General features: G+C 64.1%; 14 protein-coding genes. 9 read left to right on the forward strand and 5 right to left on the reverse strand.

Going from position 1 to position 16,687, the window contains the following annotated elements; genetic code table 11:
- Positions 1 to 160 precede the first annotated feature (160 nt).
- The 4 genes from ACYQOP_RS15495 (at position 161) to ACYQOP_RS15510 (ending at position 3,603) form a co-directional block, all read left to right on the forward strand.
- A complete protein-coding gene (locus ACYQOP_RS15495; protein WP_207411487.1) occupies positions 161 to 1,012 on the forward strand; it encodes an outer membrane protein in 852 nt (283 codons plus the stop codon).
- Positions 1,013 to 1,242: 230 nt separating this feature from the next.
- On the forward strand, positions 1,243 to 2,097 hold the full coding sequence (locus ACYQOP_RS15500; RefSeq protein WP_461222952.1) for an outer membrane protein: 855 nt from the start codon (positions 1,243 to 1,245) through the stop codon (positions 2,095 to 2,097).
- 170 nt (positions 2,098 to 2,267) lie between these two features.
- The gene (locus ACYQOP_RS15505) at positions 2,268 to 3,224 is read left to right on the forward strand and encodes an outer membrane protein (protein WP_461222953.1); all 957 of its coding nucleotides are present in this window, start codon (positions 2,268 to 2,270) and stop codon (positions 3,222 to 3,224) included.
- Positions 3,225 to 3,309: 85 nt separating this feature from the next.
- The gene (locus ACYQOP_RS15510) at positions 3,310 to 3,603 is read left to right on the forward strand and encodes a hypothetical protein (RefSeq protein WP_207411402.1); all 294 of its coding nucleotides are present in this window, start codon (positions 3,310 to 3,312) and stop codon (positions 3,601 to 3,603) included.
- A 6-nt stretch (positions 3,604 to 3,609) separates the two neighbouring features.
- Here ACYQOP_RS15510 and ACYQOP_RS15515 read toward each other — a convergent pair whose 3' ends face one another.
- On the reverse strand, positions 3,610 to 4,158 hold the full coding sequence (locus ACYQOP_RS15515; protein WP_018043045.1) for an HNH endonuclease: 549 nt from the start codon (positions 4,156 to 4,158) through the stop codon (positions 3,610 to 3,612).
- A gap of 674 nt (positions 4,159 to 4,832) precedes the next feature.
- Here ACYQOP_RS15515 and ACYQOP_RS15520 point away from each other — a divergent pair.
- Positions 4,833 to 7,463, forward strand: a complete 2,631-nt coding sequence (locus tag ACYQOP_RS15520) for a DUF3772 domain-containing protein (RefSeq protein WP_461222954.1) — start codon at positions 4,833 to 4,835, stop codon at positions 7,461 to 7,463.
- A gap of 36 nt (positions 7,464 to 7,499) precedes the next feature.
- Positions 7,500 to 7,997 carry a CAP domain-containing protein gene (locus ACYQOP_RS15525; protein ID WP_461222955.1) on the forward strand — a complete coding sequence of 166 codons (498 nt, stop codon included), beginning with the start codon at positions 7,500 to 7,502 and terminating at the stop codon, positions 7,995 to 7,997.
- Between the two features lie 13 nt (positions 7,998 to 8,010).
- On the opposite strand, the gene ACYQOP_RS15530 is transcribed toward ACYQOP_RS15525, so the two are convergent.
- Both ACYQOP_RS15530 and ACYQOP_RS15535 read right to left on the reverse strand, forming a co-directional pair.
- Positions 8,011 to 8,841 carry a flagellar motor protein MotB gene (locus ACYQOP_RS15530; RefSeq protein WP_207411404.1) on the reverse strand — a complete coding sequence of 277 codons (831 nt, stop codon included), beginning with the start codon at positions 8,839 to 8,841 and terminating at the stop codon, positions 8,011 to 8,013.
- A 20-nt stretch (positions 8,842 to 8,861) separates the two neighbouring features.
- Positions 8,862 to 9,635, reverse strand: coding sequence for a motility protein A (locus ACYQOP_RS15535; RefSeq protein WP_018043049.1), 774 nt, complete (start codon positions 9,633 to 9,635; stop codon positions 8,862 to 8,864).
- A 278-nt stretch (positions 9,636 to 9,913) separates the two neighbouring features.
- On the opposite strand from ACYQOP_RS15535, the gene ACYQOP_RS15540 reads away from it, so the two are divergent.
- Positions 9,914 to 11,695, forward strand: a complete 1,782-nt coding sequence (locus tag ACYQOP_RS15540; RefSeq protein ID WP_311273984.1) for a glucan ABC transporter ATP-binding protein/ permease — start codon at positions 9,914 to 9,916, stop codon at positions 11,693 to 11,695.
- A gap of 151 nt (positions 11,696 to 11,846) precedes the next feature.
- Here the strand turns inward: ACYQOP_RS15540 and ACYQOP_RS15545 are convergent, their stop codons facing one another.
- Positions 11,847 to 12,674 carry a transglutaminase-like domain-containing protein gene (locus ACYQOP_RS15545; RefSeq protein ID WP_056433514.1) on the reverse strand — a complete coding sequence of 276 codons (828 nt, stop codon included), beginning with the start codon at positions 12,672 to 12,674 and terminating at the stop codon, positions 11,847 to 11,849.
- 123 nt (positions 12,675 to 12,797) lie between these two features.
- Positions 12,798 to 13,727 carry a YihY/virulence factor BrkB family protein gene (locus tag ACYQOP_RS15550; RefSeq protein ID WP_461222956.1) on the reverse strand — a complete coding sequence of 310 codons (930 nt, stop codon included), beginning with the start codon at positions 13,725 to 13,727 and terminating at the stop codon, positions 12,798 to 12,800.
- Positions 13,728 to 13,849: 122 nt separating this feature from the next.
- On the opposite strand from ACYQOP_RS15550, the gene ACYQOP_RS15555 reads away from it, so the two are divergent.
- Positions 13,850 to 14,749 carry a DMT family transporter gene (locus ACYQOP_RS15555; RefSeq protein WP_461222957.1) on the forward strand — a complete coding sequence of 300 codons (900 nt, stop codon included), beginning with the start codon at positions 13,850 to 13,852 and terminating at the stop codon, positions 14,747 to 14,749.
- A 190-nt stretch (positions 14,750 to 14,939) separates the two neighbouring features.
- On the forward strand, positions 14,940 to 16,622 hold the full coding sequence (locus ACYQOP_RS15560) for an acyl-CoA dehydrogenase family protein (protein WP_461222958.1): 1,683 nt from the start codon (positions 14,940 to 14,942) through the stop codon (positions 16,620 to 16,622).
- Positions 16,623 to 16,687: the final 65 nt, after the last annotated feature.

Below are 16,687 nucleotides of genomic sequence, written 5' to 3' on the forward strand. Positions count from 1 at the left end.
ACAGCTTCTACGAGCGACAGTAAATTTGCGGCCTTCTAAGAACTCAGAAAGGCTAACGTTTAACGTTAAGCGCGATTTAACTCATCCGGCAGATGATGGGCTCGTCATCCAGGCTGGTGCTCCCACACCTCCGCCGAACGATCGAGTTGAAGGATCCATTATGCGCCGCTCCAAGCTTTCTGCCTTGGCGCGCTCGATCACGCTCCTTGCGAGCGTGGGAGCGCCATGCCTCGCGCAGGCCGCCGACCTGCTTCCGAGCCTGCCTCCCGAGCCGCTCCCCCCGCCGATCGAAATCGGCGGCGCATGGTACCTTCGCGGCGACGCCGGTGCTGGAATTCTCGGGGAAGGTCACACCGTCGCCAAGGACGTGACGACCCCTCCGATCCAATACAATTACAACGTGTTGAAGGATTATCTGGGCAACCAGGCCTTCGTGGGCGCGGGTATCGGATACCAAGCCAATTCCTGGCTCCGCTTCGATTTCACCGGCGAGTACCGGTCGGAAGCGAAATGGATCTTCTACGCGGCCGAGAAGCCGAGCGGCGGGATCAATCGCACGTCCGGCAAGTTCTCCTCGGTGGTCGGCATGGCCAACGGCTACGTCGATCTCGGCACATATTACGGCGTCACTCCCTTCGTCGGCGCAGGTGTCGGCTTTGCACACCACATGTTCGGCGGCGTGACCGACAACGGCCAAGGCCTCTATCAAGGCGGCTTTGGCTCGGGCCCGGAAAAGCAGAAGCTCAGCTTCGCTTGGGCGGCCCATGCCGGTCTCGGCTATTCCATTACGCCGAACCTCAAGCTCGAGCTCGCCTATCGCTATCTCAACATGGGTTCGGCGCAAACCGGCACGATCACCTGCGACGCACCGCCCTTCTGCAAGACGGATTATCACCTCAAGGACATTGCCTCGCATGACGTGAAGGTCGGCATGCGCTGGATTCTTGGGGGCGCCGTTGCACCAGCGGTCGAATATCAGCCGCTGCCAGAACCGATCGTCCGTAAATACTGATTTTTTCCAAGGACACTACAAAGACGGCGCGGATCGGTATCCGCGCCGTCTTCTTTTGTGCGAGCACGACAGCTGGGTTAACGCCGGAGCGCGTTGTCTTTTCCAGCTCAGGACCCGTTAGGGTTAAGGCGATCATAACCTTTTAAATTCATCATCTTGGTCAGTCACCCCCCTCGCCGGCATGCATCCATAACATGCGCTTTCCGGCCGATGCGTCCGTGAGGATCCTGATGATTCCGCCTCGTCCATACCGCTCCGCAGCCCTCGCTGCGATCCTCGCCGGACTGGCAATCGGCGCCGCCGTGCCAGCCGTTGCAGCGGACCTTCTTCCGCCGCCACCGCCTCCGCCGGCACCCGCCCCGGTCCAGATCGGCAGCGGATGGTACCTCCGTGCCGATTTCACCGAGAGCTATTACGATCATCCCAAGGATGCGACGCTGGTCGAACCGGGCACGCCGCCGCTCGTACGACTGCGCCTCAGTCATCAGCCGGGCTATGGTGGCGGCATCGGCTACCGCTTCAACAACTGGCTGCGCATGGACGCCACCATCGACCAGCGCCTTCCCAGCCGTTTCACGACCTACTCGTCCGGCTCGAACTTCGCGAACGGATACAACGTCGAGGCCGGCAAGCTCGACGTGCTGACAGCCCTTGTGAACGTCTATGCGGATCTCGGCACATGGTGGGGACTCACCCCCTATATCGGCGGAGGCATCGGTATCGCGCAGAAAGACTTCCGCAACGCCTATACCCAAACCACCTGTACCGTTCCCGTGCTCTGTGACGGAAGCCCGGTGGTCGGGCCACGCCCCGCTGCCGCGCGTCGCAACGGTTCGGTCACGTCATTGGCCTGGGCACTGACAGGCGGCGTGTCCTACGAGATCGGTGCGGGCTTCGCGATCGATGCGAACTACCGTTACGTCAATCTCGGCCGCGCCAAGACCGGCCTCGACGATTTCGGCTTCGGAACCCGCCTCAAGGACATCTCGGCCAACGAGGTTCGCGTCGGCCTGCGCTACAGCTTCGCCGGCGGCGCTGCTGCTTTTGGGACCGGCGGTTACGGCGGCGGCAATCCCTACGAATAAGGCATAGCCCGATACACGGCAGGACCTTCGCCCGCCTTCCTATGCTCAAAGCCCGCCCGGCCCGTGCCGCGCGGGCTTTTTCGTCCTGCGACCATGACCATAGGCCTCGCCGTAACTCATGTGGCGCGAACGCAACGGAGTATTAAGGTTACGCAATCAATAATGATACTATGTTCGGAAAGAACAGTCGGGCTGCAGCCCTGAGGACGACCTCGACGCGTACCGTCACCCTTGCTCTCCTGACCGGCATCACACTCGGATGGCTGCCGACCGCCCGGGCCGCCGATCTGGACTATGGCGTGCTGCGTGGTTCCGATTACGAGCCTGCCTCAACCGAGATCGATTGGAACGGCGGATATTTCGGCGGGCATGCGGGATACAGCTCGGCCGCGCTGGGCTTCAACAATGCGTTTCAACCCATTGTCGCAAGCGCGCTCAGCCAGACTTACTTCGAGAACGAGATGCATGCCTCTGGATTGCTCCAAACGCATTCAACCCGGACGGAAGGCGCCAGCTATGGAGCTTTTGCGGGATGGAATTACCAGTTCGACGAGACCGTCATCGGCATTGAGGTGGATTATACAAGCTTCGGCAGAACCGGCGCGAGCAACAATTACATTTCTCGTTTCATGGTTGGAACAGATGGCTTTTTTCGCTCCGTCGGCCTCGAAGGCACGTCCTCGACGCGAATTGAAGATTTCGGCACGATCCGGGCCCGTGCCGGTTATACAATGGGTGCCTTTCTCCCGTTCGTAACGGGCGGACTGGCCATCGGCCGCGCACAAATCGCAGATCAAGTAAAGGTTCAGGCCGCAGAATACGACCAAACCACGTATCGTGCCAATCTCGGCCTCAGCGATCCTAGGCAAGCCGCCGTCGTCAGCCACAGTGGTTATAGCAGCTTCAATGCCCAAAACCCCGGTCGATCAACTCTGGCAGCGCCCATCACCTACGGAAGCAGTAAAACAAAGGTCGTTGGCGGCATCGCACTGGGCGCAGGCCTGGAATACGCGTTGACGCAAAACATTATTCTGCGTGGGGAATATCAATATGTCCTCTTTAACGACTTTGATGGCCACAAAGTCAATCTGAACACCGTCCGCGGCGGCGCGGCCGTGAAGTTCTGAGACTCATACAAAATCTGGTGCGTTAAGGGCTTCATCGCATCATCTGCTGCAAAGTCCGCCAGCATTTTGAAACGGACTCCGCACGATGAACCGAACCAACCTCTCCGTCGGTGCCGCGATACTCAGCCTCGTATCCATTTCAGGAGCCGAGGCAGGAGGCCGCCACATTGCCGTCGATGCTGTGTACCAAGGTCCGTATGTTCAGCGGCACGGCGCGATGTTGCCGCCGCAGATTTCCTATCGTGATCCTCGCTATTTGCCGGCGCCGCGCTTGGTGAGAACCATTTACGGCCCGCCAGTCGTCCTGGGTCTTGTTCCCCCGCACAACCCCAACGCACCGGTCTATAACGAACCGCCGCCGCGCTTCTCGCAGGACTGACCAACGTCAGCTTTCGAGTTCGCTGTCCCAGTACAGGTAATCCAGCCAGGTGTGATGGTACTCGCGGTGGTCGAATTCCGGTTGGCGGCGATGGAGCTCGTGCCGCGTCGGCCGGTGGGGTTCATGCAGGAGCGGCATCTCCGCTTCCGCCGGAGTACGGTTCGCCTTGCGCAGATTGCAGGGTGAGCAGGCGGCGACGACGTTCTCCCAGCTCGACAATCCGCCGCGTGAGCGCGGAATGACGTGGTCGAAGGTCAGCCCGCCCGAGGGCATCCGAAGTCCGCAATACTGACAGGAGAAGGTGTCGCGCAGGTAGATGTTGTAGCGGGTGAATGCCGGACTGCGCGCCAGGGTCACGTAGTTCTTGAGGGCAACGACGCTGGGGACCCTCAAGGCGCGGCTCGGTGACCGGGCCTCGACATCGTAGCTGGCCACCAATGTGACCCTGTCGAGGAAGAGGGCGGTGAAAGCGTCCTTCCAGGACCATAAGGACAGCGGATTATACGAAAGCGGCCGGTAATCCGCATTGAGGACGAGCGTTTGGAGATCCAGCATGGCGCTACTCTCTTGACGGATCGACGAAGGGACGACGCAGCACGTTACGGCGCGGCATCGTCCCCGGATGATGAAAGATCGGTGGTCCCGGCAGTTCGGTCTTCGACTTCGGCATCCGGCGAACAAATCTCGGTCGCCGGACCGGCACAGGATGCGAAGAGAACAGATGATCGGGGAGGGCGGACCGGCCTGGGCTTAGCCAAAAGCGGTCGCATCGGGCGGGAACGCCCGGTTTGTGGCGAGGCACATCGACATGGACGGCCAACGCCACCTCCTCGTGTCGATACGAAAAGGCTCTGTCCATTGCGCGTTAGTCTAATATCAGCATGACACGCTTGTGAAGGTTGCCCGTTCGATCCACGACGTCGCGGCCCAAAATCTATCAGGCGGACCGGACGAATGATGTGTCTGCGGCACCCTTTCGCCCCATTGATCGGCCATCCGACAATCTGATTTTTGACCCGCTGCCACCTACGGCGCGTGTTGTGCCTGCGCTGATGCTCCCGTCATGGCCACGGCTCTTGCCGGAGATGGGCCTGGAAGCGATTGGCCCGCGCACCGGGGTCTGCGTGCCGACGCCAGAGGGGCGGTCGGCCCAAGCCGACGAAAGGAACGACATGGAACTGGGATTCATGAAGGGCAGAATGCGACATGCAGCTCTCCTTGCCGCGTGGATGGGTGCTTCCTTCCTGACTCCCATTCCGGTTCTGGCGCAGGCGGCGCCCGTCGCCCCCGCGCAGACGGAGCCGGCAAAGCCGGCGCCTGCTACCGTCCCACCCGCCGCGCCGGCCGCAAAGCCGGCCGTGCCGAAACAGGCGGTCTCTGAAGCGATCCAGAATGTCCGCGACCGGCTCGACGAGGCGAAGGCCAATCTCGATGAGCGTGAGAAGCTGCTCGCCGGCCGCAACGTCGATTCCGCGAACCTGCTCAAGGCACGCGAGGGCCTCGACGCCATCGCCGACCGGATCCGTCAGATCATCGATGCCACCACGCCGCGTCTCGAAGCGGCCCGCGAGCGCCTGACGCAGCTCGGCCCGAAGCCGAAGGAAGGCGAGGAGGGCGAGGACGTCGCCAAGGAGCGGGGCGAGCGCGAGCATGCGGTCGCCGAGATCGACGAGACGCAGCGGCTGGCGAAATCGCTTCTTGTGCAGAGCGACCAGATCATCGACCAGATCACGAACAAGCGCAGGGCAGCCTTCACCCGCGGCCTGTTCGAACGCTCGTCGGCACTGGTGAATCCCGACCTCTGGATGCGTATCGCCGACGATGTCCCGCGCGACATCCGGGCTCTGCAGGCCGCCGTCAGTGATATCGCTGGCCTGTTCGGCCGCAACGGATCGATCTGGAATCTTCTTCTGCTCGGGGTCGCCCTGGGCATCTCCGTGGCGCTGTATTTCGGACGCCGAAACATCGCCCCGCGTCTCGGGCGGCGCAGCCAGAGCGTCGTCGACCCGACGCAGCGCATGAAGCTGATGGCGGCCTGGCGCGTCTTCCTCCTCGGCACCGTACCGGCGGTGGTGGGAAGCTACGCCGTCTATTACGCCCTGGATTCCACGGACCTGCTGCCGCAGCGGCTCATGCCGGTGGCCGGCGCCATCCTCGGCGGTCTCGCTTTCATCGCCTTCGTAGAGGCCCTTTGCGACGCACTGCTGTCGCCGGAAAAACCGTCCTGGCGTCCTGCTCCGCTCAGCGATTCGACCGCGTCGCGGTTGACGCGGCTCGCCGTCGGCATCGCCACGGTAATCACGGTGGTCAAATCCATCGAGGCGCTCAATTCCGGCATCTACGCCGCACTATCGATCTCCATCGCCACCCGTGGCATCGGCGCTCTCGCCACCATCCTGATCCTCGCCATCGGGTTGCACCGCTTCGCCGACACGGCGGATAAAGAGGAGGCCTGCTTCGGTCCCTACGTCGCGCCGGAATCCACCACGACGATCGGCGGTCCGGCGCGCCTGCTCGGATGGGCTGCCGTCATCGTCATCGGCATCGCGCCCCTCGTCGGCTATGTCGCCTTCGCCGCCTTCCTCATCGACCAGCTGGTCTGGACGGCGTGCCTGATCGCGCTGCTTTACCTGCTCATCACGAGTGCCGACACGTTCATCGGCGGTACGCTGAAGGACGAGACCCGCTTCGCTACAGCGCTTCAGGCCAATACCGGGCTACGCAAGCGCTCGATCAACCAGATCGCCGTTCTGTCGACCGGTCTCGCCCGAGTCGTTCTGATCTTGGTGGCCGCCTTGCTGGCGCTCGCGCCCTGGGGCCTCGATTCCACCGACGTCTTCACCTCCGTGCGCAGCGCCTTCTTCGGCTTCAAGGTCGGAGACGTGACGATCTCGCTCTCCACCATCGCGTATGCGGTGGGACTTCTCGTCATCGGCGTGGTCATCACGCGCGCAGTCCAGCGCTGGCTGGAACAGACCTACCTCCCGGCCACCGATCTCGATGCGGGCCTGCGCAACTCCATCTCCACCATCACCGGTTATTGCGGGTTCCTGATCGCCCTCGCGCTCGCCTTCTCCTATCTCGGACTCAGCCTCGAGAAGCTGACTATCGTCGCCGGTGCGCTCTCCGTCGGTATCGGTTTCGGCCTTCAATCCATCGTCAACAACTTCGTCTCGGGCCTGCTGCTGCTGTGGGAGCGACCGATCCGCGTCGGCGATCAGGTGCTCATCGGCGACAGCGAGGGCATCGTGAAGCGCATCTCGGTGCGCTCCACCGAGATCCAGACCTTCGACCGCTCGGCGGTGATCGTGCCGAATTCGAACCTCATCTCGGGTATCGTGAAGAACCGGGTTCGCGGCGATCGCACCGGCCGCGTCACCATCACGGTCAACGTCCTGCGCAACCAGGATCCGGTTCGTGCCGCCGAAATGCTGGTGGCCTGCGCCGCCGCTCATCCGGACGTGCTGAAGGAGCCGGCGCCGCGAGTGGTGTTCCGCAAGATCGGCGATCCTTTCCTCGAATTCGAACTGATCGCGATGATCGTCGATGTCAGCATGGGCCTGAAGGTCACGAGCGACCTGAACTTTTCCGTGTTTCAGGCCTTGTCCGGCGCAGGGTTCATCCCGGCTCTCGGCCCCGGATCGAGCGTCGTCACCGTCCAGGGCCTGGAGCCGGTCCAGACCGCACTCGGGCAGATCGCCGGCGTGTTCGCACAGAACCGGAGCCAGGATCGGCCGGCTCAGGCGGAGGAGGTCGATGACCGGCAGGTCAGCCCTTCCGCGAACGAGGAAGCCGAGCCGATGCGCTCGGCAACGCCCCGTGAACCGAACCGGCGTAGGAGCCCTGCGGAGGTGTCGTAGACCGACACGATCGACGACGAACGCGAGGCTTGAACGATGACGATGGGATTCCGGGTGTTCGGCCTCGCGCTTGTGGGCAGCCTCGTGCTGTCCGGTTGCGCCAGGGAAGCACCGACCACCGGCGCGCTCCCGAGCCTGTACTGGCCAATGACCACCTCCGGCGCATCGGTCGATACGGCGACCGCACGCGATATGATCTCGGCGTATCGTGCGCGGAGCGGCGGTGCACCCTTACGGATCGACCCGGACCTGCAGCGTCTGGCCGAAGCCGAGGCAGCGGCGATGGCGGCCGCCGACAAGCCGAGCCAGGCACAGACGGTGAAGGTCGCGGTTCAACGCCTCGGCTATGCTGGCGCGCAGGCGAATCTCTCGGCCGGCTATCACACCCTGGCGGAGGCCTTCTCGGGATGGCGCGACAGCCCGGCCCATAACGCCGTCATGCTGGCCCCTCGGGCCACACGCATGGGCATCGCCACCGCTTATGCACCCAATTCGAAATACAAGGTCTATTGGGCGCTGCTGGTCGCCGAGTGAGCCAGCCCCCCTCTCAGGGCAGCTTCATCGAACGCGGCGTCGGTGCTTGCTCGCCCATGAGCGTCACCGTCACGCGCCGGTTCGATGACAGATACGGATTGTCCGGGAACAGCGGCTCGGTATCCGCCTTGCCGGAGACCGAAGCGAAGCGATCGTCGGGCACGCCGGCGCTGGCGAGGATTTCGCGCACGCTGATGGCGCGACCTGCCGAGAGCTCCCAAGGCGGGGCAGGGGGGCGTGTACCGGGCCTATCCGTGGCGGTATAGCCTGTGACGGTGATGCGGTTGGGCAGCTTCCGAATGACGGGGGCGAGTTTCTCCAGAAGGCGCCTCGTCCGATCGTTCGGGCGGCTCGACCCGTGCGGGAACATCGTGCTGCCGTCCTGATCCACCAGCGAGAGATCGACGCCCTTCTGCGTCGGATTGACGATGATATTCTTCGAAAGCTCCGAGATCTCGGGCATGTCCTGCATCGCCTGGCGCAGACTGGCGGCGGCAAGGCCGAACGCTTCCGGATAGCCGCTATCCTGGATCCCTTCCGGGGCAGTCGATTCGATATCCGGCGGCTTTGGCCGATCGGTGGCCTGTTCGGGCGCGATTTCGCTGCGGTTCTTGATATGGCCCGGCGTCGGAAGGCCGTTCACTTCGATGATTCCGGAGAAACGCGATTCCCTGTTGACACCGAAGGCATCGCGCATGGAGCCGGCCACAGCCTGCATCTTCTTCTGATCTTGAGTGGAATAGGCCGCGATCATCACGAAGAAGCTCATGAGCAGCGCCATGAGATCGGCGAAAGTCACGAACCAACCGTGACCGCCATGGCCTCCGCGCTTCTTCCTAGCCACGGCCGGTTACCCTCTTCCCGTCAGGCCGCTTCCGCCGCGAGGTCGTCGCGGTGGTTGTGCGGCAGGTAGGCGACCAGCATCTCGCGCACGAGGGACGAACTCTTCGAGTCGCGGATAAGCAGGATGCCGTCGATGATGAGGGAGCGGGAGACGTCCTCCTCCTCCAGCTTCACGTGTAGCTTGTCGGCGAGCGGAAGCGCGATCATGTTGGAGATCAGCGCGCCGTAGAGGGTGGCGAGCAGCGCGGTCGCCATGGCAGGGCCCAGCTTCGAGGGGTCCGACATGTTGGCGAACATCGTCACCATGCCGAGAATGGTGCCGATCATGCCCCAGGCGGGGGCACAATCCCCGAAGGCGCGGTAGATCTTAGAGCCCTCATCTAGATGCATGAGGAAGTTGTCGCGGTCGCGCTCCATCGTGTCGCGGATGAACTCGCGGTCGTAGCCATCGGCGATGTAGCGGGCGCCCTGAGCCAGGAAGGGATCGGAGATCTCCATGTTCTCCAGCGCCATCGGGCCGGATTTGCGCACGACGTCGGCGATCTTGGTGATTTCCTCGATGAGTTCGCGCGGTCTGATCGCCCGCATGGTGAAGGCGTAGCGCATGCCCATCGGCAGGCCGTGCATCATGGTCGCGAACGGGAAGCGGATCATCGTCGCCGCGGTGGAACCGCCGAAGATGACGATGACCGCGTGCTTGTCGAAAAAGGCGGCGAAGTTCCCGCCATCGATCATGATCAGGGTGAAGACGACACCGAAGCCGCCGAGAAGCCCGATACCGGTTGCGAGATCCATGGTGAACCCTGGTCGGCTTGCCCAGCAGCACGGAACAGGATCCGAGCGGAAAGCGACGTCTTCAGCCTTAGGCAGACGCGCTAAACGAACCGTAAAGGATAACGGTCCGCCCGGCGCATTCCTGTCATTCGCCGTTCAGGGTGGCATTGCGATAAGCCGAGCACGCCGAATGGCTTGTGATCTCCGATGAATGGGGGCCGGGCCGAAGGCGAAGGGTTGAGGGCGAAGGTTCCGGCAAAAGGGACCGCGCCGTGATTGGCATCGGAGCACACGTCGTCATGCCGTTGGTTCGTCTCTATGCGCGCGTCATGGGCCTACTGGGCGCCGATCGGCGCCTGGCAGCCCTCCTCGCTGTCGCCAATGTGGCCCTCGCGGTCGCGGCTTTCGCCGAGCCGCTGCTCATGGGGCGCATCATCGATCAGCTGACGCATCTGAAGAGCGACGGTAACGCCTTCTCGACACTGGCGCCGCTCATCGGCGCATGGGTCGCCTTCGGCCTGTTCACCATCGCGGCCGGCGTCACCATCGCACTGCATGCGGACCGGCTGGCCCATCGCAATCGTCTCGCGTCCATGGCGAATTACTTCGAGCATGTGCTCGAACTGCCGCTGGCCTTTCATTCCTCGAACCATTCCGGCCGCGTCCTGAAGGCGATGCTGGAAGGATCGAACGGCATGTTCTGGCTCTGGCTCGGCTTCTTCCGCGATCATTTCGTCGCCGTCGTCTCCCTCGCCGTGCTCCTGCCGATGACCCTGTTCGTGAACTGGCAACTCGGCTCGATCCTGGTCGTGCTGGTGACGATGTTCACCGTGCTCACCACCTTCGTCATGCGCCGCACCGAGATGCTGCAGGGCCGAGTCGAGGCCTACCAGTCGGGCCTTGCCGCCCATGCCTCCGACGCCCTCGGCAACGTCGCCGTGATCCAGTCCTTCACCCGCGCCAAGGCGGAGAAGGAGGCCATGCATGGCATCATTCGCAACCTGCTCGCGGCCCAGATCCCGGTCCTGTCGTGGTGGGCGCTCGCCAATGTCGCGACCCGCGCTGCCGCCACCCTGACCATGACGGCCATCTTCATCACGGGTATCGCCCTGCATCAGCACGGCATGGCCTCGATCGGCGAAGTGGTGGCCTTCATGAGCCTTGCCACCATGCTCGTCGCCCGCCTCGATCAGGTCGCCACCTGCATCAACGGTCTGTTCCAGCAGATGCCCAAGATCGCCGAGTATTTCGAGATTCTGGACACGACCCCGGCCGTCCACGATCGTCCCGGTGCCATGCAGGTGGCCCGGTTCGAGGGCGAGGTCTCCTTCGATCAGGTCGGCTTCTCCTACACCCCACGCCGCAAGGCCGTGGAGAGCGTCTCCTTCACAGCGCAGGCCGGGCAGACCATCGCCCTCGTCGGCACTACAGGCTCGGGTAAGTCGACCACACTGGGCCTGCTGCACCGTGCGTTCGACCCGGATACCGGCGCGATCCGCATCGACGGTACTGACATCCGCGATATCGGCCTCGCCTCCCTGCGTCACAACATCGGCGTGGTGTTCCAGGAGCCGATGCTGTTCGCCCGCTCGATCCGTGAGAATCTCCAGGTCGGCCGTCCCGACGCCACCGATGCGGAGATGCTCGACGCCCTCGACCGTGCCCAGGCGACGGAGTTCATGGATCGCCAGTTCGACGGTCTCGACACGATCATCGGCGAGCGCGGCCGCTCGCTCTCCGGCGGCGAGCGCCAGCGTCTGTCCATCGCCAGGGCGCTGCTCAAGAATCCGCCCGTGCTGATCCTCGATGAGGCCACGTCCGCCCTGGACGCGACCACCGAGCGGAAGCTGCAGGGTGCGCTCGAAGCCGTGATGGAGGGCCGGACCACCTTCGTCATCGCCCACCGTCTGGCGACGATCCGCAACGCCGACCGCATCCTCGTCTTCCACGAGGGCCGGATCGTCGAATCGGGAACCTTCGAGGAACTCGTCGCGGAGAACGGCCGCTTCGCCGACCTCGCCCGGGCGCAGTTCATGGCCGGTGCCGACGCCTCCGAGCCCACACTCGCCCTGGCAGCCTGACGGAGAAAACCCTCCCCCCCGCGTCGGGGGAGGGTCACTGCCGATCAGGCGGAGACGGGGGTAATCTCTCCGGAGATTGCGCGACCCTCATCGGGCCAACTGCGTGTATGCCCTTCTTCCGCGGACGGGAGGAAGGTTCATTGACACCCTCCTATCTGCGGGGATGGGCGTCGCCCATGTCCTCCTCGGCCCACACCTTGAACTTCGTCAGGACGTTCGTTCCGAACGTATGGGTCAGCGGGACGTCCGCCGCATCTCGTCCGCGAGCGACCAGGATGCGACCACGGCGCGGGGCGTTGTTGCGCGGGTCGAAGACATGCCAGGCGCCACCGAGATAGACTTCGGTCCAGGCGGCGAAATCCCCGGGCGCATGCGGCTCGGGTTCGCCGATGAAACTGAGATAGCCGGTGCAATAACGCGTCGGCATGTTGAGGCCACGGCAGAACGCCACGAACAGGTGAGCGTAGTCGCGACAGACTCCGCGCCCTACGGCGAGGGCATCTGCAGCGGTGCGGTCCACATTCGAATAGCCGTAGCCGAAGCTGATATGGCCGTGGACCCAATCACAGACGGCTTGAGCGCGTGCCCAGCCGGGCGTGACATCGCCGAACAGGCGCCACGCTTCGTTCGAGAGCAAATCGGATTCGCAGTAGCGGCTTGCCACCAGGAAGGGCAGGGCCTCCAGGGGCAAGTCCTCGATGGGATGCTGGATCGCTTGCGGCACGACCGGATCGAGATCGCCGTCATCATCGAGCCATCCCTCCACCGAAAGGGTCACCGCCCCCGCCGGTGCCACGAGGCGGCAGCAGCGGTTACCGAAATCGTCGATGAACACTTCGTGCGGCGTCTCCGGGCCGATGGCTAGGCTGTCCGGCTCCATCGCTCCAGCGAACCGACTCGGATGCGCCGTCAATCGAGCGATCATCGGAGTAGGATAGGCGAAGTCGTAGCCCATCTCGCAGCCGAACCTGATGCGCATTACCGTTGAACCTCCGACCGACCGTCGCGCCAGCCCTGCCGCCCTCATGCCCGCGCGAGACCGTTCGGCATAGGCCGCGAAGGTCACAGGTGGATGTCAGCATGCAGGTCGCGACACTCCGCTTCATTGCCGGCGCGCCTCGGCCTGCTTGGCCAACATCCGGGCCTGCAGCCGCTGCCGCCGTGCTGCAATGACGGTGCCATTGATTTCACCGCCGAAGAGGAACATCGCGGCTAGCCAGTAGAGGAAGACCAGGAACACCATCGCGGTGGCCAATCCGCCATAGGTGGAGGCGTAGGCGGCCGAGAACCGATCGAGGTAGAAGCCGAACCCAAGTCCGGCGAGAAACCAGAGGACCAGCGTCACGGCAACGCCGGGCAAGACCGACAGGATGGCGCGACGGCCCGCAGCCACGAATTTATGGGCAATGACCAGGACCGTGGCGAGCAGGAAGGCCGTGATCGCGATCCGCCCGATAGCCACGGTGAGGCTCAGTGGTTCGAGCCCAGGCGCCACGTTGATGATACGACGCCAGATCAGCGGCCCCAGGACGACGAGCAGCGCGAAGGCGAGCATGGCGAAGGCCCCGCAGACGACGTAACCGATGGATTCGAGTCGGGTGAGCCACCAGGGCCGGATCTCGCGCAGGCCGTAGGCTCGGTTGAGCCCCACCCTGAGGCTCTCCACTCCGGAGGACGAGAAGTAGAGGGCGAGCAGCGCGCCGATGGTGAGCACGCCGCCACGTTGCTCGGTGAGCACACGGTGAACCTCACTCGCGATGGGTTTCGCCACCTCGCGCGGCCAAGCCTCGAAAATCAGGTCGCCCGCCTCGTCGGCCAGCGACTTGGTCCCAAGCAGACCGGCCAAGGCGGCGAGCAGGATCAGGAAGGGAAACAGCGACGTCAGGATCGAGAGAGCGATATGGCTCGCGATCGCCCAGCCGTCATGGGCAACGAAGCGCTGGGCGGCGAGGCTGGCGATGTTGGCACTGTTGCGGAGACGGCTCACGGCGGGTGGGGCGCTTCTCGTGACTGGGGGGACTCGTCGACCCATCTGTCTAAACGCGAGGCCGGGCGATGGCGCAACGTCCAGGGCGATCGTCCGATCGATGCAATGCCACCCGCCACCAATGCGACTTGTGTTCGGCGGTTCGGTGTGTTGCCTGCGCCACCGTCATGTCAGTCGATGCACCGGCTTCCTCAACCCGTACCGTGCCCGCTTCCGTGGTCTCGTCGGTCTTCGTCCTGATCTGGGCATCGGGCTTCGTCGCCGCGCGTTTCGTGGCGCCCCATGCGGAGGCCTTCACCTTCGTCGCCATCCGAGTCGTCGGCGTCGCCATCGTCCTGACCGCCATCACCCTCGGCCTCGGCGCGAGATGGCCGCGCAGCCGGGCAGGATGGCGCGATGCCCTGGTTGCCGGCGTGCTGATGCAGGGCATCTACGTCATCGGCGTATTCTGGTCGGTGGAGCGCGGCCTGCCATCGGGCATCGCTGCCCTGGTCGGCAGTCTCCAGCCCCTGCTGACGGCGGCGATGGCGCGTCCATTCCTCGGTGAAATCGTCAGCCCGCGTCGCTGGATCGGGATCGCCACGGGCTTTGCCGGGGCACTTCTCGTCCTCGCCCCGAAAATCGGTACTGCAGACGCATCCGGCATCCCGGCACTTCCGCTTCTCGCCTGCCTCGGTGCCATGGTGGCGATGACGATCGGCACGCTGTGGCAGAAGAGTCGTGCGGGACAGGCCGAATTGCTGCCGAATGCGGCAATCCAGTTCGTCGGGGCGACGCTCCTCGCCGTGCCGGCGGCGCTTCTGTTCGGCACCGGCCGTTTCGACGCGTCCCTGCCGCTCTGGGGCGGACTGGCCTGGTCGATCTTCGTGAATTCGGTGGCGGGCATCCTGCTTCTTCTCGCCCTGATCCGGCGCGGCGAGGTGGCCGGCGTCGCCTCCCTGCTCTTCCTGGTCCCCCCGGTCTCGGCGGCGATGGCCTATCTCCTGTTCGGCGAGACACTGGCCCCGATCCAGATGGCCGGCATGGCCGTGGCCACGATTGGGGTCGCGGTCGCCAGCCGAAGATGAGTTTTTCTTTGATTCATCTCTCAATAAAATTCAGCTCTCCTGGTTTTGTCGAGCAAAACCAGGCTTTCCGCGGCAAGAAATAATGAATTCAGGCGGGATAGTGCCGCGCTGCGGCGAGACGCCTCTACAGACTTGGCAAACCTGCCTATAATGAGCGCCAACCCTCATTCTGATTTGAGAGATTCGAACCATGTCCGCTTCCCCGGCCGTCTCCACCGAACCGCAGGATCTCCTGACCCTCGCCCAGGGCGCCGGCGAAGCTGCCAAGGCCCTCGTCGCCGAGGCGACCCGCCGCGTTCGCGCGAAGGTTCTCTCCGCCGATGGGAAGATCTCGCCTGAGAAGCTTGAGGCCGAGCAGCATGCCGCCCACGGCCTCGCCTGGCTCGCCACCTATGCCGAAGGTCTTCGCGAACTCGGCGCCTACGCAGCGCGCCTGACCGAAGCCGGCGAATTCGGGGAGACCGAGGCGCTCCTCGTAAAGATCGGCATCGGCGAATATCTCGACCAGATGTTCTCGGGCATTTCCATGAGCCAGGGCGAGATCGTGCGCGTCACCGGCTCGCTCGGTCTCTCCGCCCGCGAGATCGCGAAGTTCCGGACGGACGCCGTCGAGGCCATGATCGCGGAGGGCAATACGGCGGCCAACCGCGCCGCATTGGTCGCTCGCATCCGCGACAACGGTGGCTCGGCCACCATCGGCAAGTCCGGCCTCGACGAGGACATGGAGGCGATCCGCTCCGAGATGCGCCGCTTCGGCCTCGCCGAGGTCGTGCCGCACGCCCATGAGTGGCACAGCCAGAACGCCTACATCCCGATGGAGATCGTCACCAAGATGGCCGAGCTCGGCGTCTTCGGCCTGACGATCCCAGAGGAATACGGCGGCATGGGCCTGCCCAAGATCTCCATGTGCGTCGTCTCCGAGGAACTGTCCCGCGCCTATATCGGCGTCGGCTCGCTCGGCACCCGCTCGGAGATCGCGGCCGAGCTCATCCTGTGCGGCGGCACCGAGGAGCAGAAGCACCGCTTCCTGCCCGGCATCGCGTCGGGCGATACCCTCCCCACCGCCGTGTTCACCGAGCCGAATACCGGCTCCGACCTCGCGTCCCTCCGCACCAAGGCGGTGAAAGACGGCGACGTCTGGAAGATCTCGGGCAACAAGACCTGGATCACGCACCCGGTCCGCGCCGACATCATGACCTGTCTCGTGCGCACCAAGCCCGAAGAGAAGGGTCACAGGGGTCTGTCGCTCCTCGTCGCCGAGAAGCCCCGCGGCACCGATGAGGATCCCTTCCCGGTGGCCGGCCTATCCGGCGGCGAGATCCACGTCCTCGGCTATCGCGGCATGAAGGAATACGAGCTCGCCTTCGACAATTTCGAAGTGCCGGCGGCCAACCTTCTCGGCGAAGTCGAGGGCAAGGGCTTCACCCAGCTCATGCAGACCTTCGAATCCGCCCGCATCCAGACGGCGGCTCGCGCCATCGGCGTGGCGCAGAACGCCCTCGACCTCGGTCTCCGCTACGCCGAGGACCGGGTGCAGTTCGGCAAAGCGCTGATCAACTTCCCCCGCGTCGCCGACAAGATCGCCATGATGGCGGTGGAGATCAACATCGCCCGCCAGCTCACCTACTTCTCCGCCCGCGAGAAGGACGAGGGCAAGCGCTGCGATCTCGAGGCCGGGATGGCGAAGCTGCTCGGCGCCCGTGTCGCCTGGGCGGCGGCCGACAACGCCCTGCAGATCCATGGCGGCAACGGCTTCGCGCTGGAATACGCCGTCAGCCGCGTCCTCTGCGACGCGCGCATCCTCTCGATCTTCGAGGGTGCCGCCGAGATCCAGGCCCAGGTCATCGCCCGCCGGCTTCTCGAAACCGCCTGAGCCTCCTCGCCATAAAACGGCGGCCGGGCGTTCAGCCCGGTCGCGGCGGGTTATCCAAACGAAAA

It is taken from the genome of Methylobacterium sp. CM6247 (assembly GCF_054817925.1).